The sequence below is a fragment of the Streptomyces sp. NPDC059455 genome, from assembly GCF_042750115.1.
Taxonomy (GTDB): Bacteria; Actinomycetota; Actinomycetes; order Streptomycetales; family Streptomycetaceae; genus Streptomyces; species Streptomyces endocoffeicus.
This window is the reverse complement of sequence record NZ_JBHYVB010000113.1, coordinates 35140-37626: the sequence shown is the minus strand read 5'-3', so window position 1 is coordinate 37626 and position 2487 is coordinate 35140. Positions and strand designations below refer to the sequence as shown.

At 72.3% G+C, this 2487-nt stretch carries 3 protein-coding genes and 1 pseudogene; 1 reads left to right on the top strand and 3 read right to left on the bottom strand.

Annotated elements, in window-relative coordinates; genetic code table 11:
* The coding region (locus ACFXB5_RS32675; protein ID WP_385214643.1) for a helix-turn-helix domain-containing protein at window positions 1-406 on the bottom strand (406 nt) is incomplete at its 3' end.
* 160 nt (window positions 407-566) lie between these two features.
* Here ACFXB5_RS32675 and ACFXB5_RS32670 point away from each other — a divergent pair.
* Window positions 567-1592 (top strand): aldo/keto reductase, encoded by a 1026-nt coding sequence (locus ACFXB5_RS32670; RefSeq protein ID WP_385214641.1) that lies wholly within the window; start codon window positions 567-569, stop codon window positions 1590-1592.
* Between the two features lie 33 nt (window positions 1593-1625).
* Here the strand turns inward: ACFXB5_RS32670 and ACFXB5_RS32665 are convergent, their stop codons facing one another.
* Together ACFXB5_RS32665 and ACFXB5_RS32660 are read right to left on the bottom strand one after the other, a co-directional pair.
* Window positions 1626-2108, bottom strand: a complete 483-nt coding sequence (locus ACFXB5_RS32665) for an NUDIX hydrolase (protein ID WP_385214638.1) — start codon at window positions 2106-2108, stop codon at window positions 1626-1628.
* A 130-nt stretch (window positions 2109-2238) separates the two neighbouring features.
* Window positions 2239-2487: pseudogene (locus tag ACFXB5_RS32660) on the bottom strand (hypothetical protein); the annotation flags it as partial.

Genomic DNA, 2487 nt, shown 5'->3' with positions numbered 1-2487 from the left:
CAGATTCCCCCCGCCCGCGCGATATACCACGCGGGGGCTCGCGCCCACCCCGCTCTCCCCCGCTGGCGTGATGCGCCCCCCCCCCCGGCCCCCGCGGGTCGGGGTCGGGCGCCCCGGCGCGCCGCCGGGGCAGGGTGATGTTGCGCAGATAGGTGTGCTCGGACGGGGTCAGCCGCAGCGCCCGCGCCAGTCCGTCGACCACCGAGTCCGAGACGGCCGGGGCCCGGCCCTGCTCGATACGGGTGTAGTAGTCGACGCTGATCCCGGCCCGCTGAGCGACCTCCTCACGGCGCAGACCGCGCACCCGGCGCCGGACGACCCCGTCCGGCAGCCCCAGCTCGGCCGGGTCGAGCGCGGCGCGGCGCGTCTTGAGAAACCCCTTGATCTCCGGTTCGGAATGGCCCATCGCTCCATTATCCGGGCAACGCCGGATTCTGGGCCGGACAGGTGGTTCTGGCAGACCCAGGTTGAACCGGGCCTGGTGAGGTCCCCGCCCGGCGCCGAGGCTGAAGGCGCAGGACGCCACAGAAGGCAAAGGCCACGGAAGGCAAAGGAAGGCAGCTGCCATGAAGCGCAGGATCCTGGGCGGAACCGGCATCTCGGTGAGCGAGTACGCCCTGGGCGCGATGATGTTCGGCGCCCTGGGCAACGCCGATCACGAGGACTCGGTACGGATCATCCACCGTGCCCTCGACGCGGGCATCAACTTCGTCGACACCGCCGACATCTACTCGGCGGGCGAATCCGAGGAGATCGTCGGCAAGGCCCTCAAGGGTCGCCGCGACGACATCGTCCTGGCGACCAAGGCCCATTTCCCGATGGGCGACGACCCCAACCACGGCGGCAACTCACGGCGCTGGATCACCCATGAGGTGGAGAACAGCCTGCGCCGCCTGGGCACGGACTACATCGACCTCTACCAGATTCACCGGCCGGACCCGACGACGGACGTCGACGAGACGCTGTCGGTCCTGTCCGACCTGGTCAGGGCGGGCAAGGTGCGCGCCGTCGGCTCCTCCACCTTCCCGGCGGAGCAGATCGTGGAGGCCCAGTGGGTCTCCGAGCGGCGCGGGCACGTGCGGTTCCGCAGCGAGCAGCCGCCGTACTCGATCCTGGCGCGCGGCGTGGAGGCGGCGGTGCTGCCGACCGCGCGGAAGTACGGGATGGGCGTGCTGAGCTGGGGCCCGCTCTCGGCGGGCTGGCTCACGGGCCGCTACACCAAGGCGTCCGACATCGATCTGTCCGGCGGCCGGGCGGCCGTGGAGAAGCACAAGTTCGACCCGTCGCTGCCCGACAACGCGCGCAAGCTGGAGGCGGTCGGCGCGCTGGCCAAGCTGGCCTCCGACGCCGGGCTCTCGCTGCCGCACATGGCCATCGCCTTCGTACGGGCGCATCCGGCCATCACCTCGGTGATCATCGGCCCGCGCACCATGGAGCACCTGGAGGATCTGCTCGCCGGGTCCGAGGTGGAGCTGAGCGAGGACGTCCTGGACCGGATCGACGAGATCGTCCCGCCGGGTACCGACCTCAACCGGGCGGACAACTATTACGTGCCGCCGTCGCTCGCGGACAAGAGCCTGCGCCGGCGCTGACCGTCAAGCCTCTGAGCGGACACCGAGATCGGTTCAGGACGGCCGCAGGGTGTGCAGCAGCGCGTCGATGAGGGTGCGGTCGTGGTCGTAGGTGAGGCGGCGGCGGGCCGCGTCCGGGGGCAGCCAGACCATGCGGTCGACCTCGCGGTTGGGCACGAAGGTCTCGTCGTGGTCGACCGCCTCCGCCGCCCAGTAGCGGACCTGTTTGGGGCGGCCCTTGGCCATGTAGTGGAGGGTGGGCAGCGCCTCCCCCGGGGCGCAGCCCATACCGGTCTCCTCGGCGACCTCGCGCACCGCGCCGTGCAGGGCATCCTCGCCGTGCTTCAACTTGCCCTTGGGATGGGACCAGTCGTCGTAGCGGGGACGGTGGACGAGGGCGACCTCGAGCCCGCCGCCGCGCGGGGACCGGCGCCACAGCACACAGCCCGCCGCCAGGACCGTTCCGGTGTCCGTTCCGGTGTCCGTTCCGGTGTCCGTTCCGACCAGCCCGTCATCACGGGAATTCCGCCGGTTCATCCGCCGTCTCTCCCTCCCCGGTTCTCCGTTGTCCTCCGCGTTACGTCGTGCGTGGCTGCCCTTCGGTCCTTCGGTCCTTCGGGTCCGGTGTCCGTCCCGTCGTCCGCCGTCCGCCGTCCGCCGTCCGCCGTCAGGAGGGTCTGGCGGCGGACACGCGCCGCCAGATCCGGCCGAACGCGAAGCGGGCCGCCTCGACCTCATGCCGCTGATCGGCGTGGAGCACCCCGAGGGCGTACGCCGTCGCCGGGGCGATCCGGGGCGTACGGGCGGCCGCCGCCGCGGCGGCGGCCGCCACGTCCCCGTAGCGAATGCGCCCCAGCGCCCGCCCGGCGGCCAGCAGCCGCCCCCCCCCCGGCGGCGAGGCCTCCACCGGCCCGGA

What these genes read in the sequence shown, in the direction of transcription:
- ACFXB5_RS32670 (WP_385214641.1), top strand. Translation starts at nt 567, where the DNA reads ATGAAGCGCAGGATCCTGGGCGGAACCGGCATCTCGGTGAGCGAGTAC.
- ACFXB5_RS32665 (WP_385214638.1), bottom strand. Translation starts at nt 2,108, where the DNA reads ATGAACCGGCGGAATTCCCGTGATGACGGGCTGGTCGGAACGGACACC.